At 50.8% G+C, this 20702-nt stretch carries 18 protein-coding genes; 17 read left to right on the top strand and 1 reads right to left on the bottom strand.

Going from position 1 to position 20702, the window contains the following annotated elements:
* Positions 1–12 precede the first annotated feature (12 nt).
* The 13 genes from BQ5375_RS10145 (at position 13) to BQ5375_RS10205 (ending at position 13182) form a co-directional block, all read left to right on the top strand.
* Positions 13–1272, top strand: coding sequence for a bifunctional cobalt-precorrin-7 (C(5))-methyltransferase/cobalt-precorrin-6B (C(15))-methyltransferase (locus tag BQ5375_RS10145; RefSeq protein WP_076917836.1), 1260 nt, complete (start codon positions 13–15; stop codon positions 1270–1272).
* A 16-nt stretch (positions 1273–1288) separates the two neighbouring features.
* Positions 1289–2689 carry a cobyrinic acid a,c-diamide synthase CobB gene (locus tag BQ5375_RS10150; RefSeq protein WP_076917837.1) on the top strand — a complete coding sequence of 467 codons (1401 nt, stop codon included), beginning with the start codon at positions 1289–1291 and terminating at the stop codon, positions 2687–2689.
* Positions 2682–3755, top strand: a complete 1074-nt coding sequence (cobT, locus tag BQ5375_RS10155) for a nicotinate-nucleotide--dimethylbenzimidazole phosphoribosyltransferase (protein WP_022132573.1) — start codon at positions 2682–2684, stop codon at positions 3753–3755. Before BQ5375_RS10150 ends, cobT begins: the two co-directional genes overlap by 8 nt.
* Positions 3756–3920: 165 nt before the next feature.
* Positions 3921–4493, top strand: coding sequence for a bifunctional adenosylcobinamide kinase/adenosylcobinamide-phosphate guanylyltransferase (locus BQ5375_RS10160; RefSeq protein ID WP_022132574.1), 573 nt, complete (start codon positions 3921–3923; stop codon positions 4491–4493).
* Complete coding sequence (locus BQ5375_RS10165; RefSeq protein ID WP_022132575.1) at positions 4490–5272, top strand: adenosylcobinamide-GDP ribazoletransferase; 783 nt, start codon at positions 4490–4492, stop codon at positions 5270–5272. Before BQ5375_RS10160 ends, BQ5375_RS10165 begins: the two co-directional genes overlap by 4 nt.
* Positions 5273–5746: 474 nt before the next feature.
* Positions 5747–6127: a bifunctional adenosylcobinamide kinase/adenosylcobinamide-phosphate guanylyltransferase gene (locus BQ5375_RS10170; protein ID WP_022132576.1), complete on the top strand. Its 381-nt coding sequence runs from the start codon at positions 5747–5749 to the stop codon at positions 6125–6127.
* Between the two features lie 18 nt (positions 6128–6145).
* On the top strand, positions 6146–6775 hold the full coding sequence (locus tag BQ5375_RS10175) for a histidine phosphatase family protein (protein WP_022132577.1): 630 nt from the start codon (positions 6146–6148) through the stop codon (positions 6773–6775).
* 46 nt (positions 6776–6821) lie between these two features.
* Positions 6822–7778, top strand: coding sequence for an adenosylcobinamide-phosphate synthase CbiB (gene cbiB / locus BQ5375_RS10180; protein WP_022132578.1), 957 nt, complete (start codon positions 6822–6824; stop codon positions 7776–7778).
* Positions 7779–7832: 54 nt separating this feature from the next.
* Positions 7833–9299, top strand: coding sequence for a threonine-phosphate decarboxylase CobD (cobD, locus tag BQ5375_RS10185; protein WP_076917838.1), 1467 nt, complete (start codon positions 7833–7835; stop codon positions 9297–9299).
* A gap of 3 nt (positions 9300–9302) precedes the next feature.
* Entirely contained in the window at positions 9303–10886 is a 1584-nt protein-coding gene (locus BQ5375_RS10190) for a cobyric acid synthase (protein WP_076917839.1), read from the top strand.
* A 1-nt stretch (position 10887) separates the two neighbouring features.
* A complete protein-coding gene (locus tag BQ5375_RS10195; RefSeq protein WP_076917840.1) occupies positions 10888–11412 on the top strand; it encodes a cob(I)yrinic acid a,c-diamide adenosyltransferase in 525 nt (174 codons plus the stop codon).
* Between the two features lie 566 nt (positions 11413–11978).
* The gene (locus BQ5375_RS10200) at positions 11979–12437 is read left to right on the top strand and encodes a GyrI-like domain-containing protein (protein ID WP_076917841.1); all 459 of its coding nucleotides are present in this window, start codon (positions 11979–11981) and stop codon (positions 12435–12437) included.
* Positions 12438–12540: 103 nt separating this feature from the next.
* Positions 12541–13182, top strand: coding sequence for a precorrin-8X methylmutase (locus BQ5375_RS10205; RefSeq protein ID WP_076917842.1), 642 nt, complete (start codon positions 12541–12543; stop codon positions 13180–13182).
* A gap of 165 nt (positions 13183–13347) precedes the next feature.
* On the opposite strand, the gene BQ5375_RS10210 is transcribed toward BQ5375_RS10205, so the two are convergent.
* Positions 13348–14676, bottom strand: coding sequence for an alpha-amylase family glycosyl hydrolase (locus tag BQ5375_RS10210; RefSeq protein ID WP_022132631.1), 1329 nt, complete (start codon positions 14674–14676; stop codon positions 13348–13350).
* 173 nt (positions 14677–14849) lie between these two features.
* On the opposite strand from BQ5375_RS10210, the gene BQ5375_RS10215 reads away from it, so the two are divergent.
* The 4 genes from BQ5375_RS10215 to BQ5375_RS10230 all read left to right on the top strand — a co-directional run bounded on the left by BQ5375_RS10215 (position 14850) and on the right by BQ5375_RS10230 (position 20688).
* Entirely contained in the window at positions 14850–16607 is a 1758-nt protein-coding gene (locus BQ5375_RS10215) for a glycoside hydrolase family 35 protein (protein ID WP_076917843.1), read from the top strand.
* Between the two features lie 285 nt (positions 16608–16892).
* Entirely contained in the window at positions 16893–18908 is a 2016-nt protein-coding gene (locus tag BQ5375_RS14425; protein WP_022133661.1) for an alpha/beta hydrolase family protein, read from the top strand.
* A complete protein-coding gene (locus tag BQ5375_RS10225; RefSeq protein WP_076917844.1) occupies positions 18899–19768 on the top strand; it encodes a GNAT family N-acetyltransferase in 870 nt (289 codons plus the stop codon). Before BQ5375_RS14425 ends, BQ5375_RS10225 begins: the two co-directional genes overlap by 10 nt.
* A gap of 38 nt (positions 19769–19806) precedes the next feature.
* Positions 19807–20688, top strand: a complete 882-nt coding sequence (locus BQ5375_RS10230; RefSeq protein ID WP_076917845.1) for an NAD(P)-dependent oxidoreductase — start codon at positions 19807–19809, stop codon at positions 20686–20688.
* Positions 20689–20702 lie beyond the last annotated feature (14 nt).

A 20702-nucleotide genomic window follows, 5' to 3' on the forward strand; every position in this document is an offset into this window, starting at 1 on the left:
GGAGGGACACCTATGCCGCAGATATATCTGATTGGAATCGGAATGGGAAATCCGGACACGCTCACTGTCAGGGCACAGCGCATCATCGGACAGAGTGACTGTCTGATCGGCGCAAAGCGGATGCTGGAGTCGGTGGAAAATGACAGGGCAGTGCGCATATCTTCCATCAAGAACGAGGAAATTGTTTCGGCTATCTTACAGCAGCCGCAGGACAGCATTATTTCGGTGTTGCTTTCGGGCGATGTTGGATTTTACAGTGCGGCAAAGAAGCTGTGCGGCTGCATCCGTCAATCGGTTGCCGGGGCAAAGCTCGAACTGATCTGTGGTATCAGCTCTCTGCAGTATTTCTGCGCAAAGATTGAGACCTCGTGGGATGACCTCAAGGTAATCAGTGTCCACGGAAGAGAAAACAACGTTCCGGCTGCTGTCCAGAAATTCGGCAAGGTATTTGTGCTGACTGGTTCCAACCAGACTGCGGGGGATGTGTGCAAGGCACTGTGCCGCTACGGACTTTCTGACGCTTTGGTCTGGGTTGGAGAAGAGCTTTCCTATCCGCAGGAGAAGATTTCCCACGGGACAGCAGAAGAACTTTCCGGTCGAACCTTTTCCTCGCTTGCCGTTATGGTGATTGAGGGCAAAAAGGTGCCGCAGACAGATTTCCCTGCCATCGGACTTGCTGACGAGATGTTTTTGCGAAACACCGAAGGAAAGACCGTCCCGATGACCAAGCAGGAAATCCGCGCGGTGGCTCTGTCGAGATTGCAGATCACCGAGGACGCCTGCGTCTATGATGTGGGGGCAGGAACCGGTTCGGTTTCGATTGAGGCGGCACTGACTGCCCGCGGCGGCAGGGTGTATGCCATCGAAAAAAATCCGCAGGCAGTAGAACAACTTCATAAAAACAGGGAGCTGTTTGGAGCACAGAACATGCAGATTGTGTCGGGAAGTGCTCCGCAGGCGCTTTTGCCGCTGCCTGCACCGGACTTTGTGTTTGTAGGCGGTTCTTCGGGAAATTTAAGCGATATTTTGCAGCTTTGCTTTTCCAAAAATCCAAAGGTTCGCGTCGTGGTGACGGCAGTCACACTGGAGACGGTGGGAGAAATGCTTTGCTGTGCAAAGGAACTGGGACAAACCTTTCCAAACCTTTGCTTTGAGGTTACCCAGGTAAGCTGCGCGCGTAGCCGTCAGGCAGGAAATTATCACCTGATGAACGGGATGAATCCGGTATGGATTGGCTGCCTGTTCCAGAAGCAGTCCCAGACAGAAGATTAAAGGAGGCGTTTTGTCGATGTCACAGAATGTACCAAGAGTGATGTTTGCCGCAGCGTCGAGCGGGTGCGGAAAGACGACCGTTACCTGTGCGGTTTTGCAGGCACTCAAAAACAGAGGGCTTGACTGCATCTCCTTTAAGTGCGGTCCGGACTATATCGACCCGATGTTTCATCGGGAGGCGCTGGGGATTGCTTCCCGCAACCTTGATTTGTTTTTTGCAAAGGAACAGACGGTGCGCTATCTGCTGCAAAAAAACAGTCAGGGAAAGGATTTTGCCCTGATCGAAGGGGTGATGGGCTACTATGACGGGATCTCCACCAAGGGGTACGCTTCCTCGTGGTGCCTTGCCAGAACGACCAAAACTCCGACCATCCTCATTCTGGACTGTCGCGGTATGTCCACTTCGATTGCGGCACAGCTTTTGGGCTACCTGAGTTTTGAGGAACAAAGCCAGATTCGGGGCGTTATCCTCAACCGGATCAGCAAAGGATTGTATCCCGAAATCAAGGAACTGATCGAAAGCCGCTTTACAAACATCACCGTCTGCGGATATATGCCGAAGATGCCGGATTGTTCGCTGGAAAGCAGACATCTTGGGCTTGTGACCGCAGGTGAGGTGGCTAATTTGAAGGAGAAGCTTGTCCGCCTTGGCAAACAGGCAGAGGAGAGCATCGACCTTTCCGCGTTGCTTTCGATTGCAAATACAGCGCCGGAACTTTCAGAGGAGACATCTGCACAGCCGATTTCTCTCCCGCAGCCGCTTAGTGAGCCGGTCAAAATCGGAGTAGCAAAGGATAAAGCATTTCATTTTTACTATGAAGACAACCTCTCTCTTTTAAAAGAGCTTGGAGCACAGCTTATCTTCTTTTCTCCGATGCAGGATAGCCTGCCGGAAGATCTGGATGGACTGCTCATCGGCGGAGGATATCCGGAGGTGTACGCGCAGACGCTGAGCCAGAATCAGCAAATCAGGAACCAGATCAAACTTGCACTGCAAAATGGACTTCCCTGCATTGCTGAGTGCGGCGGATTCCAGTATCTTCAGGAGGAGCTGGAAGGGGAGGACGGTACGTCCTATCCGATGGTCGGTTTTCTGAAAGGAAAAAGCTTTCGGACAGAAGGTCTCAGGCGGTTTGGCTATGTGAACCTCACCGCAAACGAGGACAACCTGCTCTGCAAAAAAGGAGAAGGTTTTCCGGCGCACGAGTTCCACTACTGGGACAGCGAAAATACCGGAAGCAGCTTCCACGCGCAAAAGCCGATGCGCAAGGCAAACTGGGAATGTATCGTGGCAAACGATCACTTTGTGGGTGGTTATCCGCACCTGTATTTTTATTCTCAGCCTGAAATGGCAAAACGATTCTTGGAAAAATGCTTGACATATCAAAAACAGAAGGAAGGCAGAAAAAATGGATGAGCTGGAACGGGAGCTTGCCGAAAAAATAAAGGAGATCAAACCGGTTGACCAGAAGGCAATTGAGATTTCGAAAAAGAGATGGGATTCTATCGCCCATCCGCTGCACAGTCTGGGTCTTTTGGAGGATGCCATCGTTGCAATTTCAGGCATCCAGAAAACACCGCAGGTGGTGCTCAACAAAAAATGCGTCGTTGCTTTCTGCGCAGACAACGGCGTTGTCGCACAGGGCGTGACCCAGAGCGGACAGGAAGTGACCGCGATCGTCACCGAAAATTTCTGTTCCGGTCAGACCAGTGTCTGTGCAATGGCGCGGGCTGCCGGCGCGGATGTGATTCCGGTCGATATCGGTGTGGCAAGGGATGTCTCGGGAAAGGGACTTCGCATCCACAAAATTGCCTATGGAACCCAGGACATCACAAAAGGTCCGGCGATGACAAGGGAACAGGCTGCCGACGCAATTCTTTACGGCATGCAGCTGGTGAAGGACCTGAAAGAAGAAGGATATCGCCTGATCGCAACCGGTGAAATGGGAATCGGCAATACCACGACCAGCAGCGCCATCCTTTCGGTGCTGCTCGATCGTCCGGTAGTCGAGATGACCGGCAGGGGAGCAGGACTTTCCAGCGAGGGATTAAAGCGCAAGGTTTCCGCCATTGAAACAGCAATTCAAATAAATCAACCAGACCCGCAGGATGCTCTTGACGTTTTGCACAAAGTGGGTGGACTGGATATTGCAGGACTGGTTGGTGTCTTTTTGGGCGGTGCCAGAGAAAATATACCGATTGTAATTGACGGTGTTATCTCGGCAGCGGCAGCTATGACTGCGAAAAAACTCTGTCCGTCCGCTGCGGACTACTGGATTGCAGCCCATGTTTCCAAGGAACATGCCGGAAAAATCGTTCTGGACGCTTTGGAAAAACGACCGATGCTCACCTGCGATATGTGCCTTGGTGAAGGAACGGGTGCAGTTGCTGCATTTCCGATTCTGGACATTGCAAACGCAGTTTACAGCGAAATGAGCACCTTCTCGGATATTGAGATGGAAGCTTATCAGCCGCTGGTATAAATAGGAGTTTTTCGGCGGTAGTTTAAAGCTGACTTTGCCGAAACAGCAGAGTGATAGTCTGTCACTCTGCTGCCTTATTGTTTTATTGATATTTTGGGGTGCTGTGCTTGCAATGAGTAACCCCACAAACTTTTGTTTTCGTACAAAGACAGAAGGAGTGATCCGATGCTGACTTTGGTAAGCGGCGGAAGCGCCAGCGGGAAATCGGAATTTGCTGAATCGCTGGTCGTTTCGTCCCCGTGCACACAGCGGTTTTATCTTGCGACCATGATCGCGTTTGACGAGGAGTGCCGCCGACGGATTGCGCGTCATCGCCGTATGCGCGCTGAAAAAAACTTTGAAACCATCGAAATTCCCACCGGACTGGAAACGATTGTCTTTCCACATGAAGATGGAGTCGATTCTCTCCAAAATAGATGTGCTCTGCTCGAATGTATGTCAAACCTTGTGGCAAACGAGTTTTTTTCTGACAAGCTGCAATCAATCGCAGTTTGTGAGCGAAAGGAAAACGTTGTCCGGCAGGTCATGCGGGGCGTTGAGCGTCTGTCTAAAAGCTGCGGAGAGGTAATCATCGTAACGAACGAGCTTTTCTCGGACGGAATCGACTATGACGAGGGGACAAGGGAATATTTAAGTGCGCTGGGAAAAATCAATCAGGAAATTGCGGCGCGCGCCGACCGTGTAATCGAGGTGGTTGCCGGAATTCCGGTTGTCTGGAAGGGAGCACAGGAATCATGAAGATAAAAACGATGTTCGAATCGCTGGATGTTGCCTTTTCGATGTATTCGGCAATCCCGATGCCGCAGGTTATGTGGAACGAACAGAATATGAAATATATGTTGGGATTTTTCCCGTTGATTGGATTGGTGCAGGCGGCACTCCTGATTGGCTGGGTCTATCTGGCTCAGGCGCTTTCGGTGGGAACGGTGCTGTTTGCGGCGGTAGCTGCGCTGATTCCGCTTTTTGTCACCGGCGGAATCCATCTGGACGGATTTTGTGATACAGTGGATGCGCTGGCTTCCCATCAGACCCGGGAAAAAAAGCTGGAGATTTTAAAGGACCCACATACCGGAGCATTTGCTGTCATGGGATGTATGGCTTATCTGCTCTTGACCTTTGCACTCTGGACCCAGCCGCAGGGAGAATTTTGCCTGCTTGCGGCAAAGGAGATGGCGGTGGGCTATGTCTTTTCCCGTGCGATGAGTGCGGCAGCTGTTGTCACTTTTCCGTGTGCAAAAAATAGTGGTCTGGCACACAGCTTTTCCAGTGCTGCGCAAAAGGATCGTGTGCGGATCATTTCCATTCTCTTTGCACTTGTGTGTGCAGTCTGCTTTGTGCTGATTCATCCGGTGCTGGGTGCGGCGATTCTGGCAGGCTGTTTGATGGTGTTCTGGTACTATCATCATATGGCAATGAAGCAGTTCGGCGGCGTCACCGGTGACCTCGCCGGATGGTTTTTGCAGGTAAATGAGATCGTCATTTTGATTGTATCGGTAGTTTATTCGCTGATTGCTTAAGGTTTTAAACTAAGAGGGTCGCTACGAAATAAAAGCCTTTTATTTTGCTTACGCGAACAGTGTCCAGCTTCAAGCTGGGCACGAGAACGGGGCTTTCAGATTTGTGCTGAACCGGCAACGCGAACAGTGTCCAGCTTCAAGCCGGGCGCGAGAACGAGGCTTTCAGATTTATGCTGAACCGGCGACGCGAACAGAGTTCAGCTTTAAGCTGGGGGTAGAGATTTGTCAAAACTTACTTAAACGAGCGAAGTCGGAGACAAGCGACCTGCGCGAGAACGAAACTTTCAGATTTGTGCTGAACCGACAACGCGAGCAGTGTCCAGCTTCAAGCTGGGGTTAGGGATTTGTCAAAACTTACTCGAACGAGCGAAGTCGAAGACAAGCGACCTGCGCGAGAACGAGGCTTTCAGATTTATGCTGAACCGACAACGCGAACAGGGTCCAGCTTCAAGCTGGGGGAAGGAGGATAAAATCATGCATTTCATTCTTGGTGGGAAGAATCAGGGAAAATTAAACTGGTATCTCACACGAAATCATGCTACAATAGAGGATGTGGCGGATGGCGAAACGATGGCGCTGGATGTCCTGCCCGAACAGGCAGTCATTAACCATCTGCATCGCTGGATTTTCCGCATGATTCAGAACAACCTGGACCCTGTTCCTCTTTTGGAACAATACCTTCAGAAATATCCTGACGCAGTGATTCTCTGCGATGAAATCGGCTGCGGCGTGGTTCCGCTTGACCCGACAGAGCGGGAATGGCGTGAGGTCACCGGACGCATCTGCTGCAAACTGGCAGAAAAAGCCGAGCGGGTCGACCGCATCTTCTGCGGATTGAATATGCGTCTGAAATAATAGAAAGGAGCGCTGTGCATGCAGATCACACTGATTCGGCACGGAAAAACACAAAGCAACTTTGCACATCGGTATCAGGGTCGGCTGGATGACCCTCTTTGTCCTCAGGGAATCGAAGAATTAATGCAGAAAAAGCAGAATGGACTTTATCCGGCGGCGGATTTTGTGGTGTGCAGCCCCAAAAAGCGCTGTATCCAGACTGCGGAGATTGTCTGCGAGCAGTATGAGCAGTTGGCGCAGTCCGGCTGTGTCCTGATTGAAGATGACCTTCGGGAAACCGATTTTGGCGACTTTGAGGGCAAAACGCATGAGGAACTGCTGTGTTCACCTGACTATCTTCAGTGGTTGGCCACCGAAGGAGAAGGGATGATTCCAAATGGGGAATCGAAGGATCAGATGCGTACGCGTTCGGTTCCGGCATTCTGCCGCTGTGTCGAAAAGGCGATTGCAGAGCATAAAACTGCCCCGATGTTTGTCATCCACGGGGGAACCATGATGGCGATTTTGTCCCAGTTTGACAGCGAGGGACGCTCTTTTTATGATTTCCATGTGGCAAATGGAGAGGGATTTCGCCTCATGCTCCCGGAAGATGGATGGAATCCCGATGCCCACTATCCGATCTATCGTCTGGACGGCAAAATCGGTTGATACAATCCAGCTGGACAAAATCACAAAATAAGGGGGAACCCTCAGTATGAATATCCTGATTCTTTTGTTTGGGGCAGTGGTGTTGGATCTTTTGATCGGCGACCCGTCCTGGATTCCGCATCCGGTGGTGCTGATTGGAAAGCTCATCTCCAAAGCAGAAACGCTTTTGCGAAAAGCTTTTCCGCAAAAGCTGCGTCTTGCCGGAAAAATCCTGGCAGTGACCATCCCGCTGTTTACTTTGGCAGTTACCTTCCTATTATTATGGGTCTGCTACCAAATTCATCCGCTGTTTGGACTGGCGGTCGAAATCTTCTTGGGAAGCCTGACTCTGGCGGCAAAATCGCTTAAAAAAGAGAGCATGAAGGTGTACGAGCAGCTGGAAAAAGGTGATCTGCCCAAGGCAAGATATGCGGTTTCGATGATCGTGGGCAGAGATACCCAGAATTTGGACGAGACTGGCGTTACCAAAGCGGCGGTAGAAACGGTTGCTGAAAATACCAGCGATGGAATCATCGCGCCGATGTTCTATCTGGCAATCGGCGGTACTCCGCTGGCAATGTGCTACAAGGCGATCAATACCCTCGACTCGATGGTAGGATATAAGAATGAAAAATATATCGATTTTGGTCGCGCTTCGGCAAAACTTGACGATGCAGCAAACTTTATCCCTGCCAGAATCGCCGGAGTGCTGATGGTCATTTCTGCCTACCTTACCGGCATGGATGGAAAGAACGCGTGGAAGATTTTTCGCAGGGATGGACGCAATCATGCAAGCCCAAACAGCGCTCAAACCGAAGCTGCCTGTGCCGGTGCTTTGCAGGTTCAGCTTGCCGGAAATGCATATTACTTTGGAAAATTATATGAAAAACCGACCATCGGAGACCCGATCAGACCGGTTGAGGTGCAGGACATTTCCCGGGCAAACCGCCTGATGCTGTGCTGTGACCTGCTGTGCCTGATGCTGGGCGTTATGGTACGTGGCTTTCTTCTTTTGATTATATAAAAATAAAACGGCTTAATAAAGCCAAATTTTAGCTGTAAAGGGGAGTGCCTTCACATGGTAAAATTGGTTCATGGCGGGGATATTTACTCCGCAAGAGAGCGAATTGAAGGGGAAATCATCGATTTTTCGGCAAACCTCAATCCGCTTGGTCTGCCTGACTCGGTCAGGAGCGCGCTGTGTGACGCGATGGATACCTTCTGCTGTTATCCGGACCCTCTTTGCAGGGAACTGGTAGAGGAAATTGCAAAAAATGAGCAGGTGGATAAGAAAAATATCCTGTGCGGCAATGGTGCTGCCGACCTGATCTTTCGGGTCGTGTGGGCAATTCGCCCCAAAAATGCGCTGGTGGCAGTCCCGACCTTTGCAGAATATCAGCTGGCGCTGAATGCCTGCGGCTGCCATGTGGAACAGTTTATGATGAAGGAGGAACAGGACTTTGTACTCACCGAGGAGTTCTTGTCCTGTATCCGTCCGGAGACCGATCTGGTCTTTTTGTGCAACCCGAACAATCCGACCGGACAGCTGATCGACCGCAAGCTGCTGGAGCGCATCCTTGTCCGCTGTGCTGCCTGCGGTACCATGCTGGTAGTGGACGAATGCTTCCGCGATTTTCTGGACAATCCGGAAGAAAACAGCATGAAGCTGTGGGTGGATTCCTTCCCGAACCTGATGATTCTGCGCGCCTTCACCAAGCACTATGCGATGGCAGGGCTGCGGCTGGGTTATTGCCTGTGTGCAAATCCGCCGCTTCTGGAGAGGATGAACCAGTGCGGTCAGCCGTGGAGCGTATCGGTTCCGGCACAGGTTGCCGGTGTTGCAGCGCTCAAGGACACCGAATATCTGCAAAAAAGCCTTGCCCTCATCCGGGAGGAGCGAACCTATCTCAAGGAAGAGCTGCAAAAGCTGGACATTCGGGTGATCGGTTCACACGCAAACTATCTGTTCTTCCGCCTGCCTGACTCCAAAGACCTGAAGGATGTGCTGGAACAGGATGGCATCCTGATTCGTTCCTGCGCAAACTACCCGGGATTAAATGAGGATTATTATCGAATCGCGGTCAAGAAGCATGAACACAATCAGAAATTGATCGAAGCGCTCGAACGCTATCTGAAATCTCCGGTCATCGAGCCACTGGCTGCCGAAACGGTGACGGTGCGGGTGGATGACGAATCCTCTGGTGAAAAACAACCTGAGACAAAATCCTGTGAGCAAAATCCAGAACAAAATCCGACTCAGACAGAGGAAGATAGAAACGATCATCTTAAGGAAAATCATGAGCCGGAAGCTAAAACTTTCGAAGAAATTTCTGCGGAAGTTTCTGAAAAAGCATTGGAGGAACCTCAGCAGGCAGAGACTCCAGAACCGGATGTTTGCGAAACAGAGCCGACAAATGCACAGGAGGAAGAGGCACCTGTGCCGAAAATTTCAAATGCAGCACCACCCAGCGCAGAGCAGAAAAAACAGTACCGCTTTTTGCGCAAGAGCAAAAGAAAGTATGATTGGGAAGGGGAGGACAAGTAAGCGATGGCAAAAGCAATTATGGTTCAGGGCACCATGTCCAATGCCGGAAAAAGCTATCTTGCAGCGGCACTGTGCCGCATCTTCAAACAGGACGGATATCGGGTTGCCCCGTTTAAGTCCCAGAATATGGCGCTCAATTCCTTCATCACCGAGGAAGGGCTGGAAATGGGACGCGCTCAGGTAATGCAGGCAGAAGCTGCCGGCATCAAACCTTCGGTGCTGATGAACCCCATCCTGTTAAAACCGACCAACGACACTGGTTCTCAGGTCATCGTCAACGGCGAGGTACTGGGAAATATGTCTGCACGGGATTATTATAAAAACAAACTTTCGCTGGTTCCAAAAATCATGGAGGCGTACAACCAGCTGGATCAACAGTACGACATCATTGTGCTGGAAGGCGCAGGAAGCCCTGCCGAAATCAACCTCAAACAGGACGATATCGTCAACATGGGGATGGCAAAGCTTGCTCATGCGCCGGTGCTGCTGGTCGGGGATATCGACCGCGGCGGTGTATTCGCTTCGCTGGCAGGAACCTTGATGCTGCTGGAAGAAGAGGAACGTGAGATGGTTAAAGGGCTTGTGATTAACAAGTTCCGCGGAGATGTTTCCATCCTGGAACCAGGACTTCGTCAAATCGAGCAGATCACCGGCAAAGAGGTTGTCGGCGTGGTTCCTTACATGAATCTGGATTTGGAGGATGAGGACAGTCTGTCCGAACGCTTCTCCCATGAGGACAAGGCAGCACTGATTGACATTGCAGTCATCCGTCTGCCGCGCATCTCCAACTTTACCGATTTTAACAGTCTGGAATGTATCGACGGGGTTTCGGTGCGCTATGTAAAATCGGCGCAGGAACTGCGCAGTCCTGATCTGCTCATCCTGCCGGGCACCAAAAACACTATGGAGGATCTGCTGTGGCTGCGGCAAAGCGGACTGGAAGCAGCAATCCTCAAGCTGGCAGCGCAGGGAACACCGGTGTTTGGTATCTGCGGCGGTTATCAGATGCTGGGCAAAGAACTGCACGACCCGATGTCGGTCGAGCATGGCGGCAGCTTAAAAGGTCTGGGACTGCTTCCAACTGTCACAACCTTCAGTGCCCAAAAGACCCGTACTCAGGTTTCGGGTGTTGCGGGCGACCTGTCCCATACCATTTTCCCGAACCTGAGCGGACTTCCTTATGAAGGATACGAGATCCACATGGGTCAGACGGTGATCTGTCCGAAGGATGAAATGTGTGAATCAAACGGCGCGTGTGGGTCAAACAATTCAAACAATCCATCCATTTCACACGATGCGGTTTGTTTTGGTTCCATCTTAAAGAGAAATGGTGCTGACTGTGAGGAATCACAGGGCTGCTGCATGGGAAATGTATTTGGAACCTATCTGCACGGTGTCTTCGACCACCCGCAGATGGCACAGGGCATCATTGAAGCACTGTGTGAAAGAAAGGGCATTTCGGCAGAGCAGATTTCGGCGGTTGACTTTGCAAGCTACAAGGAAACACAGTACGATCTGCTGGCAAAGGGCGTGCGGGAAGCCCTTGATATGGAACGAATCTATCAGATTTTAAACGAGGGAATTTAACATGTCGGGACTGATTCACATTTACTGCGGGGACGGCAAGGGAAAAACCACTGCGGCGCTGGGACTTTCGCTTCGGGCAGCCGGCCGCGGGATGCAGGTGTGCATCGTGCAGTTTCTTAAGAGCACCGAGACCGGAGAGCTGAACATCTTGCGGCAGATCCCAAACGTTCAGGTTATCCGCAGTCAGGAGCAGCTGGGTTTTACCTTCCGGATGAACGAAGAACAGAAGCGCCATGCAGCAATGGTGCAGCAGGAGCTGTTTGCCAAGGCATCGGCAACAGCGCTTAGCGGAAGCTGTGATCTGCTGGTTCTGGACGAGATTATGGCGGCGATCAACAGCGGCATGGTGGAGGCAGAGCAGGTAAAACAGCTGCTTTGCGGCAAGCCCGAGGAGCTGGAAGTGGTATTGACCGGCAGAAATCCACCAGAGGAACTGATCGAGCTTGCGGATTATGTTTCGCAAATCCAGAAGGTTAAACATCCATTTGACAGAGGAATTGCTGCTCGCGACGGCATCGAACGCTAGGCGGGTTGAGCCTGGTACTTTCTGAGAAAGTACCAAAGCTGTTTCGCGCTTTGGTCTAGTGTGAGCTTTGGATTCCGTACGCGGCAACGCTTAAGTTAACACACTTGCTCGGTAGGCTGAGCCTGCACCCTGTTCGCCTTCGGCGCAAAGACGTGTCGTTTGATAAAAACAGAAGTTTTTGGTCGAGCTTTTTACAAAAAGCTCGCGGATTCCAAAGGCAGAGCCTTTGGCGCTCACCGCAACGAGCGAAAGGCTTATCGTCAGGCGCCTTTGCGGGTGAATTTTTCAATCCAAATTTTGGATTGAAAAAGAGGGGGATTTTGTAAGAGAAAAGCCCCCTTGAGGAACAAACGATATACACTTACCAGAAAAACCTCCCAGTGGGAGATTTTTCTGCTGTCTGTGCTGTTGAGCAAAATAATACGTTTTGCTTCAATCTTGTTTTGACGGTACCAGCTTGAACCTATCGACTGTTTTATACTTTGGCTCGGTGAGAAATGGAAGTTTCCGCACGCGAACGCTTAAGTTAACACACTTTGTTTTGGATTGATGGGAGGAATCGAACAATGGACAAAATCATAAAAAAAGCATTTGTTGTGATCGGGAAAGAGGGCTCCACGCTGGATGGCGAAGGTTTTATTCAGAAATTGTGGGATGATGCAAACGGTCACTTTGCCCAAGTAGCCCATCTGGCAAAAAGAGACGAAAACGGCAATCTTGTGGGAATATGGGGCGCGATGTCTGACCTTTCTCACTCGTTTCAGCCTTGGGAAGATGGCTTTAGTAAAGGCTTGTACCTCGCAGGAGTGGAGTGTGTTGACAGCGCAGAAGCACCTGATGGATGGACAAAATGGATGATACCAGGCTATGAGTATCTCGTTGTGGAAAACCATGACGGAGCGTTTGGAGATACCATTAGACAAATGAATGAGGAAGGAATTGCTCTGGTTGGAGCAGTTCATGATTATACCGACCCAGCAACAGGAACGGGCTATCTTTATTTTCCAATCAGAAAAGTAAAATAAAGTTTAGCTTGTATCAGGGCTTAGGATATCCTTGGGCAGGTGTGATGATAAAATATCTACAAGCAATAAAATAGAGTATATAAATAGGAAGGAAGTGTTTTGCATGGAGACAATTCACCTTCAGCAGGTGCTGCCGCATGAAATCGAAAAGCGCAGCTTTGAAATCATCGAGCAGGAGCTGATGGAAAGAGGAGAACTGGACAAAATCCTGCCGGAGAACAAACTGGTGGTCAAAAGGGTTATCCATACAACCGCCGATTTTGAATATGTAGACAATCTGTGCATCTCGGAACACGCAGTCCAGAAGGGAATCGAAGCGCTCAAAAACGGTGCTTGCATCGTGACCGATACCCAGATGGCGCGTTCGGGCATCAACAAAACAAAGCTTGCTCAGTTTGGCGGTGAGGTGTTCTGCTTCATGTCCGACGAGGACGTCGCAAAAAAAGCGAAGGAAGAAGGAACGACCCGCGCAACTGCCAGCATGGAGAAGGCTGCGACCATTCAGCGTCCGCTGATTTTTGCTATCGGCAATGCGCCGACTGCATTAGTTAAGCTGTACGAGATGATCGAACAGGGTAAAATCCATCCGGAGCTGATTATCGGTGTGCCGGTTGGTTTTGTCAATGTGGTGGAAGCAAAAGAGCTGATTATGAAAGCAGGAATTCCATACATTGTGGCGCGCGGAAGAAAAGGCGGAAGCAACGTTGCCGCAGCAATCTGTAACGCGATGCTGTATCAAATCTAAGCGGTTCGCGCTGTGGTCTAGATTCAACCCTCGATACTCAGAATAGAAAATTTTGTGATGGCAATTCTTTAAAACATCACACATAGAAGAAAACGATCGAAGAAGGAAACTTCCTTGCTCCGATCGTTTTTCTTTTTCTATGATAGTTTTTATCAAGGTTTTAGTTTATCCGTTTACGCTGGTGTCCCAGAACGCTACCGAGTAAGGTGGAAGGTGAGAGCCGCCGCCGAAATCATGCATTTGACCACTGATGAGGTCGAGCGCTCTGCCGGCATTGGCGTTAAAGTGTGCCACATATTCCTGATCCTCGATGTTGATGGCGATCAGTACCCGCTGTCCGTCACAGCACCGCTCCCAGATTGCCTGCTTGTTGGTGAGCAGCAGCTGCTTAAAGTCGCCGCTGTGCAGCGCTTTGTTTTCGCGGCGTGCCTTTGCCATCCTGGAAATAACGTCACAAAGCTCATTCCACTGTGGCTGATCAAAGCATGGACGCAGCGAATCGTCATTTCCGGGTGTCTTGGTGGCCTCGCAACCCCATTCGCTTCCATAATAGATGCACGGAACGCCCGGCATGCCAAACAGCATTCCATACAGCGGAATCAGGTGTTTTTTGTTGTTTAAGATGGATGCAGCGCGGGTGACATCGTGGTTATCCACAAAACTGAGCAGATGTTTTCCTTTATATAAGGTCCACTGCTCCGGTCCGAACTGGCGAAGCAGGGAGTGGGTGATTTCGAACAGGTTCATGGTGTTGCAGGAGGAATATAAGCCTTTGTAACACTCGTAGTTTGTGCAGGAGTGCAGCATCTGGTCGTTGACGATCTGGTTGTAGTCGCCATGCAGAACTTCACCGATCAGCGCAAAGTCCGGTTTCAACTGCTGGGTGAACTGGCGCAGGCGTTTCATAAATTCGCGATCCAGGCTGTATGCGACATCCAGACGCAGTCCATCGATTGAAAATTCCTCCACCCAGAAGCGGATGCAGTCAAGCAGATAATCGACTACTTGCGGGTTTTGGAGATTTAATTTGACCAGTTCATAATGTCCTTCCCAGCCCTCATACCAGAATCCGTCGTTGTAGGGGGAATTTCCGTCAAAGGAGATGCGGAACCAATCCTTGTACGGAGAATCCCAACGCTTTTGCTGCACATCGCGAAATGCCCAGAATCCGCGTCCAACATGGTTGAACACGCCGTCCAGTACCACCCGGATTCCTGCTTCATGCAGCTTTTGGCAAACTTGAGCAAAATCCTGATTGCTGCCGAGCCTGCGGTCGATCAGGCGAAAATCGCGGGTATCATAGCCGTGGCTGTCCGATTCAAACAGCGGGGAAAAATAGACGGCATTGCAGCCAAGACGTTTGATATGGTCGATCCAGTCGATAACTTTTCCGATACGGTTGCAGGACGGCTGTCCTTCTTCCAGAGCGGTGCGGGGAGCACCGCAGAATCCGATAGGGTAGATCTGATAGAACACGCTTTCATCAAGCCACATAAAAAAGCCTCCTTAAAACTTGCTGCTTTGTTTATATTATACTATAAACTTCCTAAAAAACCAAGTATTCAGGTTCAATCTGGTTTCAAAACAAGTTTATTTTTGACAAACCTTTGACAAACATTCCCTTTCCCGCTATACTCAAAGAAGCAATCAATAAGGAGGCTTTTGAGATGAGCAGACTTGAGTTTGACGCAAAAGGATTTTATCTTGACAAAAAACCGTTCACTATCGTGTCCGGTACCATCCATTACTTTCGCGTGGTTCCCGGATACTGGGAGGATCGGCTTAAAAAGCTGCGTGCCTGCGGATTTAATACGGTGGAGACCTATACCTGCTGGAACCTGCACGAGCGAAAAGAAGGGGAATTTGATTTTAGCGGGATGCTGGATCTTGCAAAGTTTATCCGCACCGCGCAGGAACTGGGGCTGTATGTGATCCTTCGCCCGGGTCCGTACATCTGCGCCGAGTTTGATTTTGGCGGTCTGCCATCCTGGCTGCTGACCGACCCGAAGATGCATCTGCGCTGCAATGACCCGCGCTTTCTGCAAAAGGTATCCAACTACTACCGCAGATTGTTTGAGGAAGTCCGTCCATACCTTGCCGAAAACGGTGGAAACATCATTGCGGTACAGGTGGAAAATGAATATGGCAGCTACGGCAACGACAAGGATTATCTGCGCGCGGTGGCAAAAATCTATGAGGAAAACGGCGTGCACGAGCTGTTCTTTACCTCGGATGGTCCAAACGATCTGATGCTCGGCGGCGGCAGTCTTCCGGAATATCTGGCAACTGCAAACTTTGGCTCCAATGGAAAACAGCACTTTGATAAGCTGCGTCAGCTTCATCCCGACCGTCCGGTGATGTGCACTGAATTCTGGAACGGATGGTTCGACCACTGGTACGAGCAGCACCATGTCCGCGAAAGCGATGACACCGCGGCAACATTGGACGAGATGCTCTCGGATGGCGGCTCGGTCAACCTCTATATGTTCCATGGCGGCACAAACTTTGGATTTACCAACGGCGCAAACCACGACGGCGTTTATCAGCCGACCGTAACCAGCTATGACTACGACTGTCCGGTCAGTGAGTGCGGTGACTTGACCCCGAAATATCAGGCAGTCAAGGAGGTCATCGAAAAGCACTTTGGCAAAGCACCGGAACTTGCGGTGCAGAACAATCCGAAAAAAGCATACGGTACAATTGAACTCAAGGAACAGGCGGTGATGTTTGATCAGCTTCCAGAGCCGACCGTTTGCAGCCACACCATGACGATGGAAGAGCTGGGTCAGGATTTTGGTTTTGTGCTGTACGAGACCACCCTGCACGGACCATTTGCAGAGTCGGAAATCAAGATCGATGGCCTGCACGACCGCGCTCACATCTATTTGGACGGTGTATTGCAGGGAATTCAGGAACGAACCGGAAAGAGAAACGATATTGTTTCGGTCTGCCTGAAAGAAGGGGAAGAAGCGACCCTTTCGATTCTGGTCGAGAATCTGGGTCGTGTCAACTACGGACCGAAGCTTCGGGACGAAAAGGGAATCCTGCGCGGGGTCAAACTCAATCATCAGTATCAGTTTGGCTGGAAGATGTACTCTCTGCCATGCGACAACGCGGACAAGCTCTCCTTTGCGCCGATTGAAAGCGCTGACAGCGAAAGATTAAATAGTCCGGTCTTCTTAAAGGGACATTTTGAGGTTTCTGAGAAGGCAGACACCTTTGTGCGGCTGGACGGCTTTACCAAGGGATGTGTTTACATCAACGGCTTCCATCTGGGACGCTACTGGAACATTGCTGGTCCACAGAAGACCCTCTATCTGCCGGCACCTCTGCTCAAAGACGGAGAGAACGAACTGGTTGTACTGGAGCTGGAAGGTTACCAGCAGCCGAAGGTTCTGCTGACCGATTGTGCCGATTTAGGTTAAGAGGCAGCTTTCAGAAAAAGCAAAAGTTTTCGTTCACCTTTTACAAAAGGTGACAGATTCCAAAGACAGTGTCTTTGGGCGCTCGTCGCAACGAGCGAAACACCCCAACAATACAAATAATAAAATCAAAAACAGTGCGGAGCCAGAGTGACAAGCTGTCCCGCACTGTTTTATTTTTGCCGCATGTCAGTGCGCTGGCATTTGAAAATTCATCCAATACATCTTGTATTTGTTTTCAAAAAACTATATAATAAGAACAAAAATAATGTGTTGGGAGGAATAATCATGCAAAAAATTACCATGCAGGACCTTGCCGAAATTCATTGCCTGTCGCAGGTAGCCTGCTCGCCGGATGCAAAGCACGTTGCCTTTGTGGTAACCAAGCCGAGCATCGAGAAGAACTGCTACTGCTCAAACATCTGGGTTCTGGAGACCGAAAGCGGAAGCTGCCGCAAGCTGACCGGCGGTGACAAGGAATCCGATTTTCTGTGGCTGGATAACGAACGTTTGCTTTTCTCCGGTGACCGCAAACAACAGCACAAACCACAGCCGGGACAGAATGTGACCGTCTATAACTGCATCAACATCCACGGCGGAGAAGCAGAGGAGTTTTTTGTCCTGCCCAAAAAGGCAAAAGGTCTTTATCGTGTAAACGACCACGAATTTTTGCTGACTGCGACCGATGACCTCAATGCTGTCGATCTTTCCGGCTTGGAAGGAAAGGAACGGGAAGCAGCAATCGAAGAGATAGAAGAGGAAAAGGACTACGAAGTTTTTGACGAGCTGCCATTCTGGGCAAACGGAAAAGGTGTTGTCAACAAGCTGCGCACCCGCCTTTATCATTATGACAGCCAAGAGGATAAGCTTCATCTGTTAAGCCCGGAATATATGAATGTAAGCTCCTTTGATTATGATGAGCAGACCGACCGCGTACTTTACTACGGTCATGACTATCAGTGGATGGATGAGCAGAAGGATGACCTTTATGTCCGTTTGCTGCATGGAGAGAAACAGGTTCAGGTGGATCTGCAGCACCGCTACGGGGTGGATGCTGCACAGTTTGTCGGCGGAAAGATCCTGCTAGCAATGAGCGAAGGAAAACGCTACGGAACAAACGAAAATCCAGCCTTTTACCTTGCTGACCCGGATACCGGCGCAGTTTCGGAACTTTGTGACCTTGACCCAAGCCTTCGCTCGACCGTCGGTTCGGACTGCCGTTATGGCGGCGGAAAGGGCAGAAAGGCAATCGGGGACAGCTGGTATTACACCAGTACCCGCGGCTACGACTCCTTTATCGTGCGCTTTTCCTTTGACAAGACCGAAACGGTTGTTTCCCCGCAGCTTCACGGCAGCATCGACTGCTTTGACTATGCAAACGGAACCTTCTATTATGTTGCGATGCGCGATAACGGTTTGCAGGAAATTTACTGCTGCAAGGAAAATGGGGAAGAACAGAAACTCACCCACTTTAACGACGAATATCTTGCCAGCCACAGTGTATCGCCGCTCAAAGAGCTGTGCTTTACCGACAGCGACGGGGTGGAGATCGATGGCTGGGTAATCGAACCGGTTGGATATGACCCGAATCAGAGCTATCCAGCAATTCTGGATGTCCATGGCGGACCAAAGACCGTTTACGGAACCCCGTTCTTCCATGAGATGCAGCTCTGGGCAAACGAAGGTTACTTTGTCTTTTTCTGCAATCCGCGCGGCGGTGACGGCAAGGGCAACGAGTTTGCCGACATCCGCGGCAAGCGTTACGGCGTGCTGGATTACAACGACCTGATGGAATTTACCGACCTTGTGCTGGAAAAATACCCGCAGATCGACAAAAAACGGGTGGGCATGACCGGCGGCAGCTACGGCGGCTTTATGGCAAACTGGATTGTGGGACACACCGACCGATTTGCCGCAGTGGCTTCCCAGCGCTCGATCTCCAACTTTATCAGCAAGTGTCTGACCACCGATATTGGATATTACCACAATCTTTCGGCAGTACAGTCCGACCCATGGACCAGCCAGCCGGAGATGTGGGAGCGCTCTCCGCTCAAATATGCAGACCGCTGCAAGATACCGACCCTCTTTATCCAGTCGGATGAGGACTACCGCTGCTGGATGACCGATGCTATCCAGATGTTCACCGCTCTGCGGATGCACGGTGTTCCAACCAGAATGTGCCTGTTCCATGGAGAAAACCATGAGCTCAGCCGCAGCGGCAAGCCAAAACACCGCATCCGCCGCCTGCGCGAGATCACATCCTGGTTCGACCATTATCTGAAAGGGGAACCATCGTGCAGATAACAACACGCGCATATCAGCCTGAGGATTTTGCCGCCTGTGCCCGAATTGAAGCGGGCGCGGTGCGGGCAAACCATTACTTTGCGGATGTCGTCGACTATTACCGCACCACCGCAGGGGAACTGACCGTTGCCTGCGTCGATGGTGTGCCGGTCGGGATGGGAAAACTGACTGTACTGTTTGACGGTTCGGCGTGGCTGGAACTGTTGCGGGTCCATCCCGATTTTCAGCGCAAAGGGGTGGGGCGCGCCATCTATCAGCGCTATTTTGAACAGATAAGGGCGTTGGGCTGTCCGGCGGCGCGGATGTATACCGGAGTATCCAACAAGGCAAGTGCAGGACTTGCCGAGCAGTTTGGGCTAAAGCGTCGGGCACAGTTTCACTCGATGCGCATTCCGACAGAAAATTTAAGCTGCTATACAGACACAAAGCCGCTTCCAAGGATAGGGGCAGAGCAGGCACTTGCTTTTCTGCCGCAGCTAAACAAACAGACCGGCGGCTTTTTGTGCATCAACCACACCTTTTATCATTTAAGCGAAACGACCCTGCGGGGATTTGCCGCGATGGGATGGCTCTGGGGAGATGAGGACACTTTGCTGATTGTGGGAGCTCGCTTTCAGCCGCAGAAAGCCCTGTATCTTACCATAGCAGCCTCCGGGGAGAATCAGAAGGAAAAGCTGTCCCGCGCCCTTCATCATGCCGCGGCGCTGGCTGCACTCAGTGGAGCGGAGCAGCTGGTCATCCACTCTGACCCCGATAATAGAGAAATCCATGACTTTTGTCTGGAAAATGGCTTTGTCGATGACCCGGTGGATGATATAGTGATGGAGTGGGCAGAGGAATCTGCTCATACAAACAGATAAAAAGATGATTTTGTTTTGACAGGAAAGGGGAACGCTTTATGGAATTTCACAAGATTGCCTGGATCGGAACCGGTGTTATGGGCAGCCAGCAGGCAGGACACCTTGCAAAGAACGGTTATTCGGTCAGCGCTTATACCCACAAATATGAAAAGCTTCTGGAGCTTGAGAAAGAGTTCGGCATCCATCCCTGCAAGACGATTGCGCAAGCGGTTGAGGATGCAGATGCCATCTTTGTTATGGTCGGCTATCCTTCTGATGTAGAAGAGGTCTTTTGCAGTGAGGGCGGCATCTTTGACAGCGCAAAGAAGGGCGCGCTTGCCATTGATATGACCACCTCTTCGCCAAGCCTTGCCCAGAAACTGTACGAAATGGGCAAAGAGCGCGGTATCCGTGTCATGGACGCACCGGTATCCGGCGGTGACAGCGGAGCACGCAATGCAACGCTGTCGATCATGGTCGGCGGCGACCAGAAGGATTTTGAGGATGCAATGCCGCTGTTTTCCTGCATGGGCAAAAACATCATCTTGATGGGACCTGCCGGAAGCGGACAGCACACCAAGGCAGCCAACCAGATTGCAGTGGCAGGTGCAACTGCAGCATATACCGAAGCACTTATCTATGCGGAAAAGACTGGACTTGACCCACAGAAGATGCTTGCCGCCATCGGTGCAGGCGCAGCCGGAAGCTGGCAGCTTACAAACATGGCACCGCGTGCTCTGGCAGGGGATTTTGCTCCAGGATTCTTTGTTAAACACTTCATCAAGGATATGAAGATCGTCAAAGAGGAAAGCCAGAAAGCGGGCGTCGAACTTGAGATGCTCAATACCGTGCTTTCCCTTTACGAAAAGATGGCAGAACATGGTATGGAAAACGAGGGCACCCAGGCACTCATCCGCTACTACCGGGAAGAGGAAAAATAAGTACGGATTGACAG

This window comes from Negativibacillus massiliensis, assembly GCF_900148495.1.
Taxonomy (GTDB): domain Bacteria; phylum Bacillota; class Clostridia; order Oscillospirales; family Ruminococcaceae; genus Negativibacillus; species Negativibacillus massiliensis.